Origin of the sequence: Arenicella sp. 4NH20-0111, from assembly GCF_040366405.1 — a bacterium.
GTDB lineage: Bacteria > Pseudomonadota > Gammaproteobacteria > Arenicellales > Arenicellaceae > Arenicella.
In genome coordinates this window covers 376,147-396,122 of sequence record NZ_BAABWF010000002.1, presented here as the reverse complement: position 1 = coordinate 396,122, position 19,976 = coordinate 376,147, and the positions used below count along the sequence as shown (strand labels likewise).

At 45.5% G+C, this 19,976-nt stretch carries 22 protein-coding genes; 4 read left to right on the top strand and 18 right to left on the bottom strand.

The features are described 5' to 3' along the window. Positions 1 to 7 precede the first annotated feature (7 nt). From ABWW54_RS05810 to ccoN, 5 genes are read right to left on the bottom strand one after another with little or no spacing between them, the layout of a single operon-like run. Positions 8 to 307 (bottom strand): hypothetical protein, encoded by a 300-nt coding sequence (locus ABWW54_RS05810; RefSeq protein WP_353411094.1) that lies wholly within the window; start codon positions 305 to 307, stop codon positions 8 to 10. Continuing rightward, positions 300 to 1,193 carry a cytochrome-c oxidase, cbb3-type subunit III gene (gene ccoP, locus ABWW54_RS05805; RefSeq protein WP_353411092.1) on the bottom strand — a complete coding sequence of 298 codons (894 nt, stop codon included), beginning with the start codon at positions 1,191 to 1,193 and terminating at the stop codon, positions 300 to 302. Before ccoP ends, ABWW54_RS05810 begins: the two co-directional genes overlap by 8 nt. Then, on the bottom strand, positions 1,186 to 1,350 hold the full coding sequence (locus tag ABWW54_RS05800) for a cbb3-type cytochrome oxidase subunit 3 (RefSeq protein ID WP_353411090.1): 165 nt from the start codon (positions 1,348 to 1,350) through the stop codon (positions 1,186 to 1,188). Before ABWW54_RS05800 ends, ccoP begins: the two co-directional genes overlap by 8 nt. Further along, positions 1,347 to 1,961, bottom strand: coding sequence for a cytochrome-c oxidase, cbb3-type subunit II (gene ccoO / locus ABWW54_RS05795; RefSeq protein ID WP_353411088.1), 615 nt, complete (start codon positions 1,959 to 1,961; stop codon positions 1,347 to 1,349). Before ccoO ends, ABWW54_RS05800 begins: the two co-directional genes overlap by 4 nt. Then, positions 1,958 to 3,391, bottom strand: coding sequence for a cytochrome-c oxidase, cbb3-type subunit I (gene ccoN, locus ABWW54_RS05790; RefSeq protein ID WP_353411086.1), 1,434 nt, complete (start codon positions 3,389 to 3,391; stop codon positions 1,958 to 1,960). Before ccoN ends, ccoO begins: the two co-directional genes overlap by 4 nt. Positions 3,392 to 3,519: 128 nt before the next feature. Between ccoN and hemN the strand changes: the two genes are divergently transcribed. Beyond that, positions 3,520 to 4,932: an oxygen-independent coproporphyrinogen III oxidase gene (gene hemN, locus ABWW54_RS05785; RefSeq protein ID WP_353411084.1), complete on the top strand. Its 1,413-nt coding sequence runs from the start codon at positions 3,520 to 3,522 to the stop codon at positions 4,930 to 4,932. 66 nt (positions 4,933 to 4,998) lie between these two features. On the opposite strand, the gene ABWW54_RS05780 is transcribed toward hemN, so the two are convergent. Next, positions 4,999 to 5,712 carry a helix-turn-helix domain-containing protein gene (locus tag ABWW54_RS05780; RefSeq protein ID WP_353411082.1) on the bottom strand — a complete coding sequence of 238 codons (714 nt, stop codon included), beginning with the start codon at positions 5,710 to 5,712 and terminating at the stop codon, positions 4,999 to 5,001. Positions 5,713 to 5,762: 50 nt separating this feature from the next. Here ABWW54_RS05780 and ABWW54_RS05775 point away from each other — a divergent pair, with 50 nt between their 5' ends. Beyond that, positions 5,763 to 5,954, top strand: coding sequence for a hypothetical protein (locus ABWW54_RS05775; RefSeq protein ID WP_353411081.1), 192 nt, complete (start codon positions 5,763 to 5,765; stop codon positions 5,952 to 5,954). Between the two features lie 238 nt (positions 5,955 to 6,192). Here ABWW54_RS05775 and ABWW54_RS05770 read toward each other — a convergent pair whose 3' ends face one another. From ABWW54_RS05770 to ABWW54_RS05755, 4 genes are all read right to left on the bottom strand, one after another. Further along, on the bottom strand, positions 6,193 to 7,959 hold the full coding sequence (locus ABWW54_RS05770) for a S8 family serine peptidase (protein WP_353411079.1): 1,767 nt from the start codon (positions 7,957 to 7,959) through the stop codon (positions 6,193 to 6,195). Positions 7,960 to 8,177: 218 nt separating this feature from the next. Next, the gene (locus ABWW54_RS05765; protein WP_353411077.1) at positions 8,178 to 8,876 is read right to left on the bottom strand and encodes a 2OG-Fe(II) oxygenase; all 699 of its coding nucleotides are present in this window, start codon (positions 8,874 to 8,876) and stop codon (positions 8,178 to 8,180) included. 253 nt (positions 8,877 to 9,129) lie between these two features. Next, positions 9,130 to 9,606 carry a hypothetical protein gene (locus tag ABWW54_RS05760; RefSeq protein WP_353411075.1) on the bottom strand — a complete coding sequence of 159 codons (477 nt, stop codon included), beginning with the start codon at positions 9,604 to 9,606 and terminating at the stop codon, positions 9,130 to 9,132. A 158-nt stretch (positions 9,607 to 9,764) separates the two neighbouring features. Next, the gene (locus tag ABWW54_RS05755; RefSeq protein WP_353411073.1) at positions 9,765 to 10,418 is read right to left on the bottom strand and encodes a TetR/AcrR family transcriptional regulator; all 654 of its coding nucleotides are present in this window, start codon (positions 10,416 to 10,418) and stop codon (positions 9,765 to 9,767) included. Positions 10,419 to 10,551: 133 nt separating this feature from the next. Between ABWW54_RS05755 and ABWW54_RS05750 the strand changes: the two genes are divergently transcribed. After that, complete coding sequence (locus ABWW54_RS05750) at positions 10,552 to 10,986, top strand: DUF1772 domain-containing protein (protein ID WP_353411071.1); 435 nt, start codon at positions 10,552 to 10,554, stop codon at positions 10,984 to 10,986. 170 nt (positions 10,987 to 11,156) lie between these two features. Here ABWW54_RS05750 and ABWW54_RS05745 read toward each other — a convergent pair whose 3' ends face one another. The 6 genes from ABWW54_RS05745 to ABWW54_RS05720 all read right to left on the bottom strand — a co-directional run bounded on the left by ABWW54_RS05745 (position 11,157) and on the right by ABWW54_RS05720 (position 17,465). Then, a complete protein-coding gene (locus ABWW54_RS05745) occupies positions 11,157 to 12,005 on the bottom strand; it encodes a class I SAM-dependent methyltransferase (RefSeq protein ID WP_353411069.1) in 849 nt (282 codons plus the stop codon). A 46-nt stretch (positions 12,006 to 12,051) separates the two neighbouring features. Beyond that, positions 12,052 to 12,609: a hypothetical protein gene (locus ABWW54_RS05740; RefSeq protein WP_353411067.1), complete on the bottom strand. Its 558-nt coding sequence runs from the start codon at positions 12,607 to 12,609 to the stop codon at positions 12,052 to 12,054. A 71-nt stretch (positions 12,610 to 12,680) separates the two neighbouring features. Next, positions 12,681 to 14,777 (bottom strand): TonB-dependent receptor domain-containing protein, encoded by a 2,097-nt coding sequence (locus ABWW54_RS05735; protein ID WP_353411065.1) that lies wholly within the window; start codon positions 14,775 to 14,777, stop codon positions 12,681 to 12,683. Positions 14,778 to 14,898: 121 nt separating this feature from the next. Continuing rightward, positions 14,899 to 16,263 (bottom strand): HAMP domain-containing sensor histidine kinase, encoded by a 1,365-nt coding sequence (locus ABWW54_RS05730; RefSeq protein WP_353411063.1) that lies wholly within the window; start codon positions 16,261 to 16,263, stop codon positions 14,899 to 14,901. Next, positions 16,260 to 16,946, bottom strand: a complete 687-nt coding sequence (locus ABWW54_RS05725) for a response regulator transcription factor (protein WP_353411061.1) — start codon at positions 16,944 to 16,946, stop codon at positions 16,260 to 16,262. The genes ABWW54_RS05730 and ABWW54_RS05725 overlap by 4 nt, the downstream gene beginning before the upstream one ends. Positions 16,947 to 16,967: 21 nt before the next feature. Continuing rightward, positions 16,968 to 17,465, bottom strand: a complete 498-nt coding sequence (locus ABWW54_RS05720; protein ID WP_353411059.1) for a SixA phosphatase family protein — start codon at positions 17,463 to 17,465, stop codon at positions 16,968 to 16,970. 156 nt (positions 17,466 to 17,621) lie between these two features. Here ABWW54_RS05720 and ABWW54_RS05715 point away from each other — a divergent pair, with 156 nt between their 5' ends. After that, positions 17,622 to 18,080 (top strand): hypothetical protein, encoded by a 459-nt coding sequence (locus ABWW54_RS05715; RefSeq protein WP_353411057.1) that lies wholly within the window; start codon positions 17,622 to 17,624, stop codon positions 18,078 to 18,080. A 35-nt stretch (positions 18,081 to 18,115) separates the two neighbouring features. Here the strand turns inward: ABWW54_RS05715 and ABWW54_RS05710 are convergent, their stop codons facing one another. Together ABWW54_RS05710 and ABWW54_RS05705 are read right to left on the bottom strand one after the other, a co-directional pair. After that, complete coding sequence (locus ABWW54_RS05710; protein WP_353411055.1) at positions 18,116 to 18,910, bottom strand: siderophore-interacting protein; 795 nt, start codon at positions 18,908 to 18,910, stop codon at positions 18,116 to 18,118. Positions 18,911 to 18,997: 87 nt separating this feature from the next. Then, positions 18,998 to 19,918 carry a nuclear transport factor 2 family protein gene (locus tag ABWW54_RS05705; RefSeq protein ID WP_353411053.1) on the bottom strand — a complete coding sequence of 307 codons (921 nt, stop codon included), beginning with the start codon at positions 19,916 to 19,918 and terminating at the stop codon, positions 18,998 to 19,000. Between the last annotated feature and the right edge of the window lie 58 nt (positions 19,919 to 19,976).

Below are 19,976 nucleotides of genomic sequence, written 5' to 3'. Positions count from 1 at the left end.
ATTCGCCTCACTCCTTATCCTGAGGGCAACCAGACCCCGTCATGGAAGAGGTATTTTGTGCGGATAACCAATTGATAATGCAGCTATTGATGATCAAAAGAGCCCAAAATAGAATGAACCCGATACTGTAGCCACTGATACGATCAAGCTCAAACGGAAAGGTTGCGACTTGAGCAATATCAATTGGGTCAAAAGTCGCAAAGAAGAGCATCGTTGCTATTGCGGCAAAAAGAAACGATACCCAGAGAGTAACGCCGAGATTGACCAACCCAATTTTGTTGTCTTTCTCGATTTGCGTACTAGTCATTTTGTTCACTCTCTCTGCTCGATATGGAGATCACGTAAGCCGCTAGTATCTTCAGCTCGTTGCTATTAAGTGCGTTTGAAAAGCTCGGCATATTTCCTTGTTTGCCATGACGTAGAACATCTTCGATCTCAAGCGTACTCGATCCGTGAAGCCACACGGAATCCGTTAAATTAGGCGCGCCGAGTGCTTGATTTCCTTTTCCATCCGCGCCATGACATGCACCACATACAGCGAACCGCTTGGGACCACTTTCCTTAACGTGATCCGTTACGTCCTCTCGACCAGCCAAGTATTGAACGTAAAGCGCGAGGACGGAAACCGTCGCGCTGTCAAGCTTCAAATCAGGCATTAAACCAGAGCGACCCATTTGAATGGAGTCCAATATTACTTCAGGGTTACTGCCATATAACCAATCGTCGTCGGTCAGATCAGGAAATCCTTTTGCACCTCGGCCATCGGAACCATGGCAAGTTGAGCAATTATTAGCAAACAGGCGTTCGCCTGTTGCCATGGCTCTGTCGCTTTGAGACAACGCTTTAATATCATAATCCGCAAACTCAGCAAAGAACCGCGCTTGGTCTTGTTCATTAATTTCTTTGGCTTGCTGATAAGCCGAAATTTGCGACCAACCCAAGCTCCCCTTATACGACCCTAGACCGGGGTATAGGTATAAATACACGGCCGAAAAAGCGATCGTTAAGATAAACAAACCAAGCCACCAACGCGGCAATGGATTGTTTAATTCTTCAATACCATCCCATTGATGACCCGTGGTATCAGAATCATCAAGGTCATTATCTCGGTTGGTGATCACCAGCAGCCAGACCATTGCAACAATGTTTCCCACGGCTAAAAGAATAATGTACGCGCTCCAGGAATTACTCATGATCATGCGCTCCTGATTCATCAGCTTCTTTTTCCAATGGCAAATTGGCCATTTCGTTGAACTTTTCCACGTTCTTCGAACTCCAAGCCCACACCCATATTCCCAAAAACAACGCGATAAGAACGGCGGTCAATACACCACTAATTAAACCTATCATTTCTGTGCCCTCCCATTATTTGCAACGCCCAAAAACTGAAGATACGCAATCAGCGCCTCCATCTCGGTCACTCCGGAAACCTGTTTTGCCGCCTGATTAATTTGATCGTCGCTATATGGATGCCCCAACCATCGTAACGTTTTCATTTTCGTCGTTATTAGGTCTCCATCAACCAATTTGTCTTGCAACCAAGGAAAACCCGGCATATTTGACTCTGGAACCAAGTCCCGTGGGTTAATCAAATGCAGTAGATGCCACTCATCTGTGTATCTACCTCCCACTCTGGCAAGATCAGGCCCAGTGCGCTTAGACCCCCATTGATGCGGCCGATCGTAAACGGATTCACCGGCTAATGACGGAGGGCCATAGCGAAGGCTTTCGTCGGCGAAAGGCCTGATCATCTGCGAGTGACAGTTGTAACAACCCTCCTTGACGTAGACATCTCGACCCGCAAGTTCAACCGCGGGATACGGCACCACCCCTTTTGATGGCTGAGTGGTTTGCGCCTGAAACATTAACGGTACAATTTCGGCCATACCGGCCACACTGATGACTAACGCGATCAATACGCCCATCAACCCTACGTTTTTTTCTATGATTTCATGTTTCATTTAACACCCCCTGCTAATCCACTTGCATCGATGTGATGTGACGTTTTTTCTGATGCTCCTGATACTGTCTTATAAACGTTGTACGCCATGATCAGCATGCCAGCCAAAAACAAGAGACCACCACCAAGGCGCATTACGTAGTAAGGATAGGTTGCCTTAATACTTTCGATGAAACTGTAGGTAAGCGTTCCATCATCGTTCACCGCTCTCCACATAAGACCTTGCATGACGCCCGCTATCCACATGGAGGAAATGTACACAACCACGCCAATGGTGCTCACCCAAAAATGCACGTTTATCAAACTTGTTGAATACATTTTCGATCGGCCAAACACCTTAGGTATGAGTGCGTAAAGAGAGCCGTACACTATGAAGGCGACCCAACCGAGGGCTCCTGAATGGACATGCCCTATTCCCCAATCGGTGTAATGTGATAACGCGTTCACCGTTTTGATCGACATCATTGGTCCTTCAAACGTAGACATGCCATAAAACGACAGAGACACAATCATAAACTTAAGAATTGGGTCGTCGCGCAACTTATGCCACGCTCCGGATAAGGTCATCATCCCGTTGATCATGCCCCCCCAAGACGGCGCCAAGAGAATAAGCGAGAAAACCATGCCTAAGGATTGCGCCCAATCTGGCAGCGCAGTGTAGTGAAGATGGTGAGGGCCTGCCCACATGTAGATTGAGATCAACGCCCAAAAATGAACCACTGAAAGTCGATACGAATACACAGGGCGATCGGCCTGTTTTGGTATGAAGTAGTACATCATTCCGAGAAACGCAGCGGTTAAGAAGAAGCCGACGGCATTGTGGCCATACCACCATTGCGCCATTGCGTCGACCGACCCAGAAAACACCGGATAGGACTCAGTCAGACTTACCGGGATTGATAAATTATTGACGATATGCAGGACCGCAATCGTAATAATGTAAGCAGCGAAAAACCAATTTGCCACGTAGATATGAGGCATCTTTCGCTTGGCAATGGTTCCAAAGAACACGATTCCATACGCGACCCAAACGACGGTGATAAGAATGTCGATTGGCCAAATGAGCTCGGCGTATTCCTTTGATTGGGTAAATCCCAGAGGCAACGTAATCGCGGCCAACACAATGACCGTTTGCCAGCCCCAGAAAGTAAAACTGGCTAATTTGGGCGCAAACAACTCGACATGACAAGTCCGTTGAACGATGTAATACGACGTAGCAAATAAAGCACATCCACCAAAGGCAAATATAACCGCATTGGTGTGCAATGGCCGTAATCGACTGAACGTTAACCAAGGCACATCGAAGTTGAGTATTGGCCACGCGAGCTGAGCCGCTAGCAACACACCTACCGCCATACCAACAACACCCCAAAGAATGGTGGCTAGTGAGAACTGGCGAATAACCTTGTCGTGATAAACCACGTCACTCATGAGAAAACCTCTATGGATATAAGACACAGAGGATTATTGCTGAACAAATCGAACGAGAATTGATCCAGATCAAGTTTGGGTTCACTTGAGTCGTTATTGTGAGGACTAAATCAAATTTGGACTAGAAAATGAATACCATTGCAGAGCTACCGAAAAACTTAATCGAAAAATACGACATTCAAGTCCCGCGCTACACCTCTTACCCAACAGCAATCCAATTTACCAACCAATTTGATTCTCAAGAGTATGAGCGCCACTCTCTGACCTCAAACTCCAGTTTATTGCCTAAAGACCTTTCCATTTACGTACACGTGCCGTTCTGCGAGTCGTTATGCTACTTTTGCGGATGCAACAAGGTCATTACGCAGCCCAATAATAAAAAAGTCGACGCCTACCTTGAACGCCTACTGCACGAGATCGCATTAAGATCACAACTCTATAGTGATGATCGACTGGTCACACAGATCCACTTTGGCGGAGGCACTCCTAATTTTTTAACTGTAGATCAGATACGAACAGTGTTAGATCAAATTGCATGGCAATTCCACTTGGACTTACCAAGTAATTTAGAAATCAGTATTGAATTAGACCCAAGAAGTACCTCACCTGATGAGCTAAACCTCTTATCGCTGATTGGGATCAATCGGTTTAGCATTGGCGTGCAAGATTTTTCCAAAAACGTTCAGAAGGCAATCAATAGAGAGCAAGATGAAACGGCGACACTCGATATTATCGATGCGGCTTTAAAGTACGGCCAATCAGTTAATGTTGACCTGATTACCGGATTACCTCTTCAGGATGTAGATTCCTTTGAGACCACGTTATCCAAAATCATCGACAGCGGCGTCACTCGGGTTGCGGCCTATAACTTCGCTTACCTACCTGAGCGCATTAAAGCGCAAAGAATGATAAAGGCATCAAGCCTTCCAAGCACTGAAACGCGACTGGCTCTGTCGTCACTGGTTCGTAACCGATTAATTTCGGCAGGCTACGTACATATTGGCATGGATCATTATGCGCTACCGAACGATCCTCTCGCGATTGCTCGCAAAGAAAATACGCTGCAACGAAACTTCCAAGGGTACACAACCCACAGAGAAACCGATTTGATTGGCGTCGGCGTAAGCGCGATCAGTAAGCTCGATACCGCGTTTTGTCAAAATGAATCTACTCTTTCTTTGTATAACGAAATGGTAGACTCCGGTCGAATTCCAGTTAGCAGGGGGGTGGAACTCGACTTTGATGACCAAATAAGATCTGAGGTTATTCAACAAATCATGTGTCGGGAATCCGTTGATCTTAGCGCAACAACCAGCCAATTTACGCAAACTAATCACGGTGTGAGTCTATCCGACTACTTTTCGAATGAATTAATAGACCTAAAGAAATATGAAGTCGATGGTCTAATTAAACTCCACCCCGGAGGATTCCGCATAACGGAAGCGGGAAGATACTTTATGCGACCTATAGCCAGTGTATTCGACCGATACTTAGGCGCATCGTCAAAGGATGGAGTTTTACCGTTTTCGAGAAACCTATGAGGATTGACACACGAGCCGTTTGGTCTGAAGTTAAACTGAGAGTTCTGACTTGGCTACCAATTGGCGCTACGCTGATCGAGTAATTTCGCCAGGCGAAATCGCCGCCTCTAATGCATGGCAGTGAACCATGCTCTCTAGCTTACTCAGGTCCACAATGGTTACCATTCGATTATTTATCGTTATCACTTCTTGTTGCTGAAATCGTTTCAAAAGGCGACTGATTGTCTCTGGAGCCAAGCCGAGATGATTGGCAATATCTCGTCGTGACATAGGAAGATGCAATTCCAAACTGCCATGCCCTCTCGCTTGTAAACGCGAAAGCAAATTATGCAAAAAACCCGACAATTTCTGTTCGGCCGTTTGATCAAAATGTTCAATAGGGTTTACGTGCGACGTGTAAATGTCTCTGCTTAGCAAATTAAACAATTGCTTTTGTAAAGAAGGCACATTTGTACACAATGTTTGCAATTCTTCGTAATTCATCTCACACACTACCAATGTGTCCAATGCTTCCACGGTAAAGCCATAACGCTTGGCGTAAATAGCGTCTAAGCCGAACAGCTCACCAGGAAGGTGAAACGAGTGAATGTATTCTGTACCGGATTCATCAACGCGATAAGACTTAGCCATTCCCGACTTGACGGCAAAGACACTGTTAAAAAAATCTCCTTGCAACAGTACCTTGTCGCCCGAATGTTTTACCGATGACGTCGTGACAATTTTTTCGAGCTGGCATATGTCCGATTTATCTAGACCTAACGGCAAACATATGTCACTCATTGCGCAATTTGAGCAGGAATGATCGTGCATATCTTATACGAATCTTATGGGTGAATAATCACAAGTATACACTGGAACTTTCTGTAGAAAGCCACAGTATCGATGCGAACCAAGGAGTCAGTAGTGCCGACTGCATCAATGATCTAATCCCTCAAATTGACTCTGATCTATCTCGAAACAAATTCTATCGATTGGCTGACGGTTTGATGTTCAGGTTTGTGATGCTAGAGAGAGCCTCTTAAGCGATGGAGATTTCTCATTTCCAAACCTAAGCGACGTCAGCTAAAGATAAGAAAGGTGCGCGAAACCATTTGATCAAACGCACCGCATGTTTTCGCTTCTAATACGGAGTATTGGCTGTATGAAACCCTAATCCTTAGCGTTTTCACGGATGGCGAGTAGTCGAAACTCTCGCACACAAGCCCATTGTGTCGCGAGCATGTATGCGAGAGTCAGACATTTAACTTAGATCGCTACCAACTATAACGTGATTTCGTTGGTACAAACTGTCGAGCCAGTTTCACACACTTTGAATGTGTAGGAGCCGTTCTTGTTAACAGAAAACGAAGCCGCTCCATCATTAGCTTGAGTTCCGTTTAAACCAGCATTGATATAAACATCAACATTTGAGCCAGCTAATCCGGACCAGTTAATATTGGCTTGACGATTTCCTTTCGAGCGGTTACCGGTTAGTGACGCCTCAACTGGAGGCTCTACGACCGTACACCCATTAACAGTTAGATAATCACTCGCATCTTTAGCCTTAACGATACCGTAACCGAAGAAATCATCTCGACCGGTCGCGCCTTGGTCTTCAGCCGTGGCTTTCATGGCCGCTCTTATTTGAGCGCCCGTACAGCTTGGGTGATTAGACCATATCAGCGCCGCCGCGCCAGCGGCCGCCGGAGTAGCCATAGACGTTCCACTCAACAAAGAATAATCACTGCCAGTCACACTCACGGTTGCACTTGTAGCAGCTAAGATAGTTGCTCTATCTTCTAATGCAGCACCCACTGCAGGAATCGTTGTTGTATTTGTGTCGCCTAAAGTCCCAGCCAAAACTCCCGACTCATTATTTACAATAATGACAGCAATACCGCCCGAGTTTTCGCAGTTCTGTACTTTATCAAAAAATGACACATTACCTCTATCGATGACGCACACCTTGCCACTTGCGGCGGCATCAATAGATTCAGCGGTTCCCATAAAATAAGTGTCGCCCGATGCGGTTCCAGTGTTCTCCATGGCAAGAGATGCTAAGTCGGTTCCGCCAACAGATAAGCCCGAAGATACTCCTGTACCTGCTGGAAAAGTTGATAACGTATCAACACCACCCGCCGTAACCTCAACACCGAAACCATCTGCCGTTACGGTCTTAGCCTTTTTGCCTCTGCCTGTCGTAATAGTGTTCGTGGGGTATTGAGAAAAGTCCGCAATATTGTTGTCTGCATCATTTGCCCCAATCATCATTACAGCTTCATAACCGGCGGGATAAGATCTGACATTGTTTCCATCGTTTCCTGCAGCCGCTAATACTAAACCACCATTGTCAGTGAACTCTTGGAAAGCATTTTCTTCGGTAGAATTCGCACCACCACCACCTAAACTCATGGTGATTATGTTAGCGCCCGCATCCGAACATTTTTCGGCGGCAAACGCTAAATCTGACGAGTAGCCCCAGCCATCTGCGTTGAATACTTTGATGATATGCATTGGCACACCAGGAGCCATGCCCACAACACCGAAACCGTTATCAGCAGCGCCCACGGTACCCGCTACATGAGTTCCATGTGGACCACCAGCTTCAAACCAATTCCCAGTACCTGAATCATTATCTCCCGTGATTACGCCCCACTCAAAATCAGTGTTACTAACATCCAAACCAGAATCAATCACACACACTTTCTGGCCTGGCTGCAATGTTAACTGGTCACCTTGTGACTGATAGATTGCATACGGCGTTATCTGCTGAGTCATAGGGTTACCAGTATCGTCGGCAAACGCTGCAAACTGAACTCGTTTGTGGTCAACTTCCATTGACCTAAATCCTGACTTTCCACGCATAGCGCTTTTCTTGGATTCGTCTAGATCTACCGCGAACCAGTTTTTTCCTTCCACCTTTATCTGGTGGCCTTTCTTCAAGCCCTGTCCATTAGAATCAAACGACACGATCATTCGCTCGGCGCTAGCAGCTGAACTCAATGCCAGAAGGGTTGCTGCGCTTACTACTTTTAGTTTTAAAGACATTTACTTCCCCAAGTTTATTGTTTTATTTATAGTTAAATGGCCTTAATTCCCTTCAGAAATCAAACATCCATGACTGAGAGGAAAAAGCTCGGTTGAGTAAAACAGAGGTCCAATTCAAAAATCAAGCCCTTCACATTAAATTCACGCAATTAATTGCGGATGCAACCGTTGCAACTGCAACAAAATGACAAGTGGCCAGAAATTAAATGGGATATATCTTACTTATTTGACTGCCTGTAGAGCTTATTGGCCGGATTGAATAAAATCCAAGAAGTGGCAATATTCTTGTCTTCACTTAACGGGATATTGCCTCTGTGTGAATGTGTAAAACTCGCAGGAGCGACTACCAAGGTACCCTGTTTAGGTCTAATTTTCCTTTCTTGATAGAAAAATTCCGTCTCTCCACCGTCTTCAACGTCATTCAAATAATACATAAAGAATACTACTCTATGAAGTGCATCAGAGCTGTCAATCTGAGGGAACTGCTCTGAATGCCAATGCGGATACCCACCACTTCCCTTTCGGTATCGCTGCAAATTAACCGACCCACTTCGAAACAAATATCGGATAATGTCGGCAAGCTTGGGTTTACCAAGTACGTCGTAATTGTTGGGATTAAGGGTGGTTTGCTCACCACTATTACTGACAACATTTACTGATACAGCCCCCATTAAGGCTAAACTGTACTTATCGAAATAATTTGAAACCCACTCAAAAGTATGGTTCAGTAGTTCGTTCCTAATTCCATCCAGCTCAGGGTGCGCATCAAGCATTAAATCCGTACTGTTTTTCTTCGATACGTCCACTCCTCCACCAGTCTTGCCTTGATACACCCCACTGTGGGTATCAAGCAACGTTAGCAGTCGACCACACAAATCAGTAGGAATCGCGTTGGGGTAAACTTCAATAAAATCCATTATCGGGCCTTTATTACATTGTTCGTACTAGTTACTTACTTTACGTATAAATTGCTGAACATCCAAAAAAATATATAAGCCGGCGCTCTCTAGCCAAGTAACGCGTCCCAAGGTCTCCCAACTCGTAAAAAAACACCAACCTAGCTACTTCCAATAAATGTTCCTTTCTTAAGGTATTGTAAGCATAAAAAACCCTCGGTAGACCAATTAGCTTACCGAGGGCTAGTGTTTAGTTTAACTTGGGGTTGTTTCTTTACGCATCACCAGGAGGAGTTGGCACATCGTCGACAGGACAGGTAAGTCCCCCGTTGCGACTGGTTGCTGAAATAACAACTAAGCTTTCAACTCGTGTTCCAGGTCCAAATGGTTCAGAACAGCTGGTGTGTAAGGCGATAGGAGCGCCTCCGTCGAAGCTAATGTAGATTGTTGCTCCGAGTGTCCCTTTATTATCTAGAAAATTACTGGCTCCACTGATCGAAAACTGCTGACCACTTGAAACATAGCCTGCGTAAAGTGAAGCAAAACGCTTGCCCTTACGACTTTGAATTTCAATAAACGATGGAAACCCGAACCCTTCCTTTTTAAAAATAATATTGTCTATTTTACCATCACATGCCGCGCAATTAGGCTCTAACGGGTTACCCAGTTGCGCATTAGAAACGGAGGAGAATAGAAAGACGAATACAGCAAGCGGCGCAAACGCGCTGCGTGCGATTTTTAGAAAATTCATGTTGTGACCCTGTTGACCGATAAATACTGTATCTATACAGTATTCTATTCTTGGACAAAATCAACGGACTTTAGTCTGGTTTTCGACCTAACTGTCTCAAAGAAAGATAAGCGAACTGTCTAGCATGTTTTGGCAATAGCGCACCGATTTGATTTTTCCTAAAGAGCATCGTCAACGAGCCAAGCTAAAAGCTCAGATATCAACTCGTGAGAGTTCTCCCAAGGATAACTACTGATGGTAATCATGTTGTGGGCTATCCCATGCAGCCCACACATCAGCACATCCGATTTCAGTTTTAGTTGCTGCTGACTCAATTTACCTTTGCCTATCAATAAAAGGAGTTCTGAAAACACCGTATATTTTTCAGACAGATCTGGATTATCGACAAACAAACCAACATCTGTCTGAGTGACTCCCTCAGCCATAAAAACAAGGCGATAATGATCGGTGTTCTCAAGCCAATAATTTACGTAGATCAAGGCTGTCTCATTCAAGACATCTGTGGCTGAACGTTCCAGACGATTAACTTGTGCCATTCGATCAAAAACCTCATTGAAGATATCAGTCCAGAGAGTGCGTAAGATGTCTATCTTTGAATCATAGTACTTATATAGAGTCATGGGTGAACACCCTACTCCCTTGGCTATTTTTCTTATTGAAACTTGTCCGTAACCCTCTTCTTTGAACAATGCTCTAGCCACCTGCTCAATGCGTAACCGCATTTGAGCTCTTTGTTCATCCGAAACTACCGGACGCCCCCTTGCTCGTCCGCGACCGTGTCCACGTCCAGTCAGATCTTTATCAATACTCATAGGTAATTCCATGAAAAATCATTGCCATTGACATAATGCTTACTCGATATTAATATACGCGTATATTTAAATAAAAACACCCATCTTTTAGACGAATATTATAACCGTTTAAAAAGTTACTTCGGAGACTTACATGCTTGAAACAATCCCGCTTTTATCGACGATGGCCCTAGGACTGTTTACCGGCAGCCTACTAACCGAAGGCATGATTTTAGTTCCATACTGGAAACGCATGCCAGCCTCAGAATTTATTAAGCTGCATGGCACATTAGGTCCACAGCTTTTTCGCTACTTTGCACCTCTGACAACCATTGCTGTTGTGTTGGCGGTAACAACGGCCATTTTAGATCATGGACAACGGCCTGAGTTAACCGCCGCTGCCGCATTATGCGTGCTCACCCTCCTTATATTTTTCCTATACTTTCGAAAGACAAATGCAAGTTTTAAAAATGGTGTTATCGATGAACAGGCACTCCCATCTGTCCTTGCACTATGGTCAAAATGGCATTGGATACGAACAAGCGTTATGTTGTTTGCGTTCGGCTTGTCGATCCTAGGTCTTCAATAGTGCCGGAATTTCAAACAGCAATGGTCGGTCAAGTCTTCTTTATCTAGAACCCTATTCCGCCAGTCTATCAATTTGCGTAAGGACATCGACTTACGCCGCCTTTAAATTTGCTTCTACTTTTATAAGAAGAACAAAAACGTCCGTTAGGCCTGCTAAGTTCTCGATGTAGTTTACCCTCGGACTGTTCCGGAAACTAAATGTACCAGGGCATTCATCATTACGATGCCATTCTCTTCGTACCGTGCGTAAACACTCGTTAATTCATCTAAGGCTTGCTGTTGGACGCCAGGTTCCGTTACCGCCAACACATCGCCAACTGAAAAAGTGCTGAGCGCGAATTCGGCCGCGGCCCGCGGGTTCATGCCACCGCCTATGGGAAGCTTTCCTCTCCAGTCTGTAACCAATATCTCCTCAAAGCCCGCCGTTATAAGCTCATTTGCCAGAATCCGTGTGTCAGCGTAACGAAATGGACCTGGCGCGCCCTCCGGCGTAATTGGTAATTGAACGGAGTTCGAAACCACATTTTTTACGACTGACATCCAAGGGTTATACGACGGGCAGCCCCAGACAGCAAATACGAAACGGCCCTCTGAGCTTAACCACTTTCTCATATTGGAGAACGCGCGTGAAGGATCGTTGAAAAACATAACTCCAAAGCGAGAAACCAAAAGATCGTAGGTTGCTTCTATCTCCGGCTCTTCCTGAAGATCAGCAACTTTGAATTGAACTCGGCTCCGTAATTTCGAAGCCCTCGATACCGCTGAATCCACAAGCGCTTGCGAGATATCATAACCATGAAGAACCCAACTCGCTGGCACTGATTTTTCCAGTTCGAATGACGTTCCTCCATTTCCACACGCCAGATCAGCTATTCGATATTGACTATTTTCATCCTTAGCAGTGCAGTCCAAAAGTAAGGAAACAACAGGCTGATCAATATCATGCATCATTTGCTCCAACCGTGAAGCTTGCAATACCCATTTATTTCCTCTGTCTTGAGCCCAATCGAATTCGGTCATGCTTGCCTCTAAAGTTTAAATATCAAGATCCGGTGATACTCACACGTCAGCCAACGAAGTAACTGGTCACTAGAAAGCTCAAGCCAAGCATGATACTCACTACTGAATTAACTCTGATTTTCTTCACGGCCAGAGCAAGTATGACACCACTCACCTGACTGAAAATAAGGCTCAGACCCCACAAAATACTGAAGACTTTAAGAACCTTACCCGCAAAACCTTTATGTATCAGTAAAAGCTGCTTCCAAAAATCATGTTCAATAATCTTTAACTCTACCTGGCCATCTTCTTCCGGAATTAACAGCACTTCGCGTTTAAAACCAAACCAATCGTGTTTGCCTTCCCAAAGGTAATAGTCATCGGGTACGCTTTCATGATGGTTTCGTTGAGCCATCTGCTCAACAACGATCTTTTTTGCCTCGCTCTTGTCTTCAGGCCAACCGCCTTTCAATTCAAGATGGTATTCATGTTCCGCCTTAACCCCACCCTCGTAGCCCAACATGTAAAGACCGCCAGTGATAGCGTACAGAATGGCCGCAGGCAGAAAAAAACAAGCGATATAAGCGTGTAGTTGCATCCATAGAATGCGAGTTTTGGGTTTCATTGCCATGTTAACTCCAATTACGACAAAGGGCCGTGCTTTGACGCACGACCCAAATCTAATCCAATTGATTACTAGAATGAAAGTTCAACAGAAAGTCGAATGTCTCTACCAGCTTCCCAAGGGCCAACAACCAGTTCGTACCCTTCAACCGCGCTGTAGTCTCCCACGCTTGAGTGGTCGCGATATAGCTCATCAAACAAATTGGTCGCCGCCAGGTTCACCACTAGACCATCTCTGATCTGCCACTGAGTAAATACATCAACCGTGGTGTAAGACGGTTTATCCAATGAATAGATATCCGATACAAACCCCAAATCCACATCCTGGTGCAGTGTATCGATGGTCAATCCTGATACATGACTCACATTAACGCCCAACGAAAGGTGACTGGTCGGCGTGTAATTAACTCCTAAATTAAGCGTATCACCGCGAGAATTACCAAGGCCGATGAATTCATAGCCACCGAGCGGAACAGAACCGAAATTTGCTGAGTAAAGATCGGCATCAGGGTCAAGTTCGGTGTCGTTTGCAGAGAACCCCAAAAACACCTCAAACTCGTTCCAGCGATAATTCAGATCCAGCTCCACTCCACTGGTTTTGATGGCTCCAATGTTTTGATAAAGCGAGTTTCCGTATAAACGCTCAAATATCACATCTTCTATTTTCGAATCGAAAACCGCTAACTTCGCACTAAAGTTGTCCTTTGCATATTCGAGAGAGGCTTCGACGTTAGTAACACGCTCAACTTCCAAATTTGGATCAACTAACGGCGCATCTGTCCGATCATACAGATACGCGTCAATAGTAAAACCATCACCAATTTCCTTACCCCTTGCTGCCTGAGCGATACCCAAGGCTAACGTCAACCCCTCAGTAAAGTCGTACGCTAGGCCAGCATTGATACTGACAGTTGAACTGTCTTGTTCAACAGGAACGTCGGTGATTGGCGTCCCATAATAATCGTCCAATAAGATTTTTTGTTGATAGCTGTAATCATCGTATCTCAGGCCGTAACTTAGCAACAAAGCGTCAGACACTTGAGAATAGCCCTGAGCGTAAAGTCCCAAAACACTTCCTTCTTCAGCGTGATCCTCCTCTGGCTGAGGGATGGCGTATCCACTCTCAACATCATCATCACGATAATCAACCCCGTAGGTGAACTTATGATCTCCAATCAAGCTGGTATTTCGGATGTCGAAGCCAAATGTGCTGATCTGCGCTAAAAAATCAAAGCGCCCGCCGCGAAACGATGACTCGGTTTGATACACGGTTGTCTCTAAATTAACGGCGTCACTTTTGCTAAGCGTGTAATTCAAAACAGCGGTATCACGTTCAGACTCACTGCCATAAAGCCGTTCACCTTGGAGCACGATCCAATTTGGTCTTGCACTAAACTCTCCTTCTTCTTCGCGACGTTCATAGCTTAATGAGAGATACTGATGTTCACTTAACTCTCCACTGATTTTAAAAAAGCCGAGTGTCTGATCCGCGGAAGTTCCTAGGATTTCATCTCCCCTTCCATTTTTCATATTCTCGCGATCAATGTTATTCCAGTAAGCCAACGCGCCCCAGTCTTCGCCAATCTTGCCGACAAGGCTCGCACTGTGTTGCTGTCCTTTGTTACTGAAGTTACTGACTTTCACCTGGCCACCGAAGCGATCTTTAGCGCCCAGTAAGTCGCTGGCGTCTTTAGTTTTAAAACGGATGGCACCACCGATTGCCCCTGCTCCACTGGTGGCCTCACCTGCTCCAGCTTGAACATCAACTTCCTGAAGTAGATCCGGATCAATGGTCACACGGCCGATGTGATGAAACAACGTGGACGTTTGCGGAGCCCCATCCACAGTGACATTAATGAGCGAGTCTTCGATACCACGCACGTAAACCTTCTGGGCTATACCGACCGAGCCACCGACTGAGATTGAGGGATTTACACGAAAGACATCTGCTAGGTCATTGGCTTGATAGCGTTGCAGTTCTTTCTCGGTGATCAGCGCGTTAGTCGTTCTACCGACAACGGTAATTGTTTCGACAGCGTCGATTTCAATATTGTCGACTTGGACGAGGTTGGCTTCAACATTTTCCTGATTCTCAGCAAGCGCAATCGAGACGGGAAGTAGACCTTGTAAGAGTAAGCCGCTACCCGCAACCCATTTTGTGTATGACATCTAAATATACAACTTAATTTAAATAATAATGAGAATCATTATCGTTTAAATTCAACTAAAATACAGCGCATTTACAATTGTTACATAAAGATCTCTGCAAATTCGAGGCCAACAGCCTTAGCTAAGGCTGTTGGCTAAAATCATCTTTAGGCAACTCGATTACGACTCTCAAGCCTTCTTTTTCGCCATTCTCTGCGTACACTGTAGCGTTAACGGATTCCAATTGGCGTTTGGCTAGCGCAAGCCCTAAGCCAAACCCTCCTCTTGCTTCTCTGGAACCTTCAACGCGAAAAAACGGCCTGAATATTTTCTCCAAAAAGGGCTTAGGCACCCCTGGGCCTTGATCTGAAATGAAAATCAGGTAACTCGCGTTTTGCTCAGCGAGTGTAACCGAAACGGTTTTTCGGGCAGGAGTAAACCGAAACGCATTCCGTAAAATATTTTCCAAGGCCTGACCAACCGCTCTATGGTTACTTCGCTTGACTGGCGCGCTCTCTGGTAATTCGACGGCCAACCGCCTATCGGAAAATTCGTACGTTGCATCTTCTAGTAGTACATCCATCAAATCCACTAAATCTACCGTCTCTAATTGTCGACCTTTATGCGAACGTTCTTCATTTTCGAGCCACGCCAACGTCAGCGTATCTTCAACTAGTTTTCGTAAATTCTTCGACTCGCGATCCACACGTTGAATTTCTTCACTGTTTTGCCCTCCTTCAAGCAAATTGTTAATGGAAATTTCCAACCTTGTTAGGGGTGTACGCAGCTCATGTGACAAATCCGCAATCAATTGGCGTTGGCTAATGATCAATTCACTAATACGAGAAGCCATTGAATCAAACGCGTTAGCGAGCTGAGTGAGCTCATCATTCCGGCGCCCCATAGCCCGACTCACTCGAACATCAAACTGCCCCTCGCTGAATGATCTCGTCGCTCTCTCTAACCGTCGTAGAGGAGACATGATGTGGTTATACAAAACAAAGGTCAGTGGAATAAGCAACATCATTGGTAATATGATTTGCAGAGCTAAGCTGACGTACCCTAAATGACTCCCGGGCCGCATTCGATCTGGAAGTTGGATTAAAAACCGAGCCCGTCCATCAGAAAACGTGACTTCCATTATTGGGTTATCTGAAAAATAGAGATGAATCTTCCAAGAGACGTCTCTGCCCAAGAGAACGCCGTCGGTGATACTGCCGGGCATGTCGCTTCCGGCGACCTGATTCAGATCCACTTCCAGCACCCCAGCCCAAGTCTTCTCACTAAACTTGAGTGCATCTAACCAAGACTTTAACGCCTGTTTGTCGCCCGACAAATATAGCTTTTCGGCCTCCGTGCTCCAATCATTAATCTGTTGGCGATCGGCAATTTCGATGTAGCTCATGCCATCTTCGGTGTGCGACGTAATGATATTAATAACGTAAAACAACGAAATGGTACCAAGACCAATAATCCAGCAAAGTTTCCACAACAGTCGACGGGTCATGAGAGGCAATATCCTTCGCCGTGCACGGTTTGCAAGGCCTCGCCTCGCCCGCCAGCGGAAATGATTTTACGACGCACGCGACTCAAATGCATATCCAGACTTCTATCATGAGGGCCCAAGGTTCGATGAAGAACGGTTTGATAAAGAAACGCTTTGCTAAGGACATCACCTCGATAGAGCATGAGAGTCCAAAGAAGTCGAAACTGAATTGGAGTTAGATCTAAATTTTCCCCACAGACCGTCGCCCTCCGTTGCGCCTTATTCAAAGAAATATCATGGAAGTGCAACTCAGCAACATGGGCAACCTCAGGATCGCCACCGCTGCGCCTTAACAGCGCTTCAATTCGGAGCAAGAGTTCCGTTGAGTTAAAGGGCTTAGTAAGGTAGTCATCAGCTCCGTGATGAAATCCATTAATGCGCTCCTCTTCTGCCCCCTTTGCTGTCAGCATTAATACGGGCGTAGAGCGTGTTTTTCTGATATTTTTTAAAACCGCATACCCGTCTCGTTTGGGCATCATAACGTCAAGAATGATCAAATGATAAGATTGCGTCAACGCGGATGTTAACCCTTCGTCGCCATCATAACTGCGATCTACTTCATAGCCTTTATTAGTGAGCAATAGCGCGAGTTGTTCGTTCAAGGCGGGGTCATCTTCAACGACCAACAATTTAACCGGTTTCATGTTTAGAAAAACACACTCATACTATCGACAAAGTTTAGGGCTGATAAAGTAATCCAATTCACAGGCCATTTGCCCCAGATCGGTCCAGCAATCAATCGGACAGTCCAACGCCACGACCCCAGAAGTGGGTACTTTACTCAATTGAGCGCCAGGCTCTTCTTGTAAAAGCCGATTCGCTAACTCGAGAATGGCCGGATTGTGGGCGACCACGGCCACTCGACGGGCATCATCAGATAGATTAGTAAGGATCTCAAGCAACTCATCAGGACTGAATGTATAAAATGAAAGGTCAGGAACTAACGTAGTATAAGAAAAGTCGCTGATGATTTGCGCATAGTCCAAGGCCCGCACAGCGGTGCTGGAATATATTACATCAAGTTGTTCATCTCGATCCGCTAAATATCGAGCCATAGTCATCGCATCTCTCTCACCACGATTACTAAGTGGTCTCTCGTGATCATCATAAACGCCATGCTTGTTACCAGACTTGGCGTGGCGGATTAATAAAAGTCGGCGCATATTGAATCTTGTTTCAAAAAATAGGAGGCTAATACTAGCCTAATCGGAAATCAAGTTGGATGATTTAACACTTAAGATGAACGTTATGACAGTCAAACTGGCGTGAACGCTCATTAATTAGAACAACCGGGGTATGTGGTGCAACGGAATTCGGCTATGAGCAGTTTTGCTTTTCGACTCAAAAATATATATTGGAATGATATCAACGTGAAGAATAGACACACAACTCTGAGACACATCCAGTTGCTGCAATTAGTCTGGGTAGGCCTAGGTATCGGCTACAACAGCTATAGCTTTTGGCTCATCAACGTTGGTGAGCCAGCACTGTCACCGACCGCCCCACTTCATGGCGCGCTGTTTATGATTGTGTGCGGCTCAATCATTGTTTGGGGCTACCTGGGTGAGCTAAGCGCCTATAAACTGTCACTACCAATTCTCATCACTTTGCTATTGTATTCAGGGCTATGGCTACATCTTTCAGTCATAGCTCAAAACGCTGAGTTTACGGGGTATTCATCAACCTACTCTTGGGCAGCTGCCGTACTTATTAATAGCTACGGCACAGTCACTCTACTGACGGGACTGATAATAGCTTGGCGTACCAAGACGGACTGACTATTTTTCAGGGTTAAACGAGACTAATGAGTGTCCTAAAACGGCATTATTGCTTCTTTCTTTTTGAGCCTTTGATGCTCTTCTTCAACTAAGCCAATTTTCCAATAGCCAGAGATGTAGGCGTCGCCTTTGCTGACGTTTTTCTCGGTCAAAAGATACTTCCGCAGCCGTTTTACAATACTGGTTTCACCTGCTACACATACCTGAACACGGTTAGCCGGCCAATCTAATTCCCTGACAAACTGTTCCTGCCTAACAGAAGGCATCATAGGGTTATCATGAGTCAACCAATGAATTTCAACTCCTACCGGCGCATCTATGGACTGCCGATCCTTTGGTGACGTTACTTCGAAAACGGCCACCCCCTTAGCATCTCGAGGCATGGATTCCAGCGTCGCTGCGGCCATCGGCAAAGCAGAGAGATCCGCCGCCACAAAATACCAATCGGCATTAAATGCGCTCACCTTTGATGGGCTAGGCCCCATAAACCCACAAAAGCTTCCAGTCGTCGCAGATAAGGCCCAACTCGAGGCTGGACCAGACGTACCATGAGCGACGAAGTCAATGTCCATTTCCAACTCATCTTCTCTAAATGCCCTTACGGTGTATGTTCGTACTGGGTGCTTAACCCCATCCTTGATTTCCTGCACAAAGCTGTCCAAGGTTTGGCCGGCGGATGGAAGTGTCAATTTACAGTTACCGCCATCTCGCCCAGCCGGTAACCCAGCTAATTGAGGCCCACTAAAGGTAACCCTAATCACGCTCGGTGTTAGATAATACGCCTCTTTTACCGTTAATATCCTCGGCCCTTTTCTTCTTAAGAACGACATATCAACACCTCTTTATGCTTAAGCAAAGTTGTCCACTTTAAATTCAGAGCTTTTGGCGTCCGGACCACCGAACGCCAAGTCGCATGACTATTTACCATGAAAGGTTCGACTCACATCATATGAATCCTCAAACCAGTTCCACAAAACCACTTTGCCATCTTTAACTTTAGCTCTCAATGCAAATGTAAACTCGTCAGTCTCACTGCCTGAAGCCGTCGTAATAAACTTCATGTTGCCAAAAATCGCGACGGTATCGCCCGACGCAATTATGTCTTGATTTTCCCAAAGGGTTGTTTTAGCACCCTTAGAAAATTCTCCCAAAAATGCGAAGATTTGTTCCTTACCCTTCCACGGCCCAATCCAAGGAATGCTTTTATCACCTTCATTCTGCCAAACCATGTCATCGGCCATAAGTTCCTTCATGGACTCCATGTCGCCTTTTCCCATTGCGCCCATGAACGCCATAACCGTCTCTAGTGTTGCCTGCCCTTGAGCTTGAGCGGCCTTAGCCTTTGCTGCTTCTGGAGTTGTCAACTGTTGAAGTGCACCCGCCCAATCTTCAATATGGTAAGTACTGACTATTTTATTTTCTTCAATTTTATGAATGTCGATCGTCAGAATATCAAAACTTCGACCCGCGCCATCGACCCCAAATAAAGGCCCTGTCGGCGTACCAGAAGCTCGGCTTCTTACCACGACTGTATCGCCATCCTGATGCATGGACTGCACAGCCCAATTCAAATTCGGAATTAGCTTCGAAAATCCGTTTACCTGAGCAGTAAACGCATCTCGGCTTTTATTCTTACCAGAGTAATTACCAATACTTACCCAACTTTCAGACGTGACCCCAGCAAACGCTTGAGCGTGAGTCTCGGACCCTGGATTACTCAGAAAGTCATAGAATTTCTGAACGCTCTTTTGTTCGCTTGAACTCGCGACGGCGTGGTTTCCGATAATCAACATCGATACCACCAACAGTGAAATGAAAGACTTGATAGACATTGCCATATGAACTGACCTCTTTGGAAAAATGATTGTTGAACACGAACTGCGTTCCGGCTGCAAA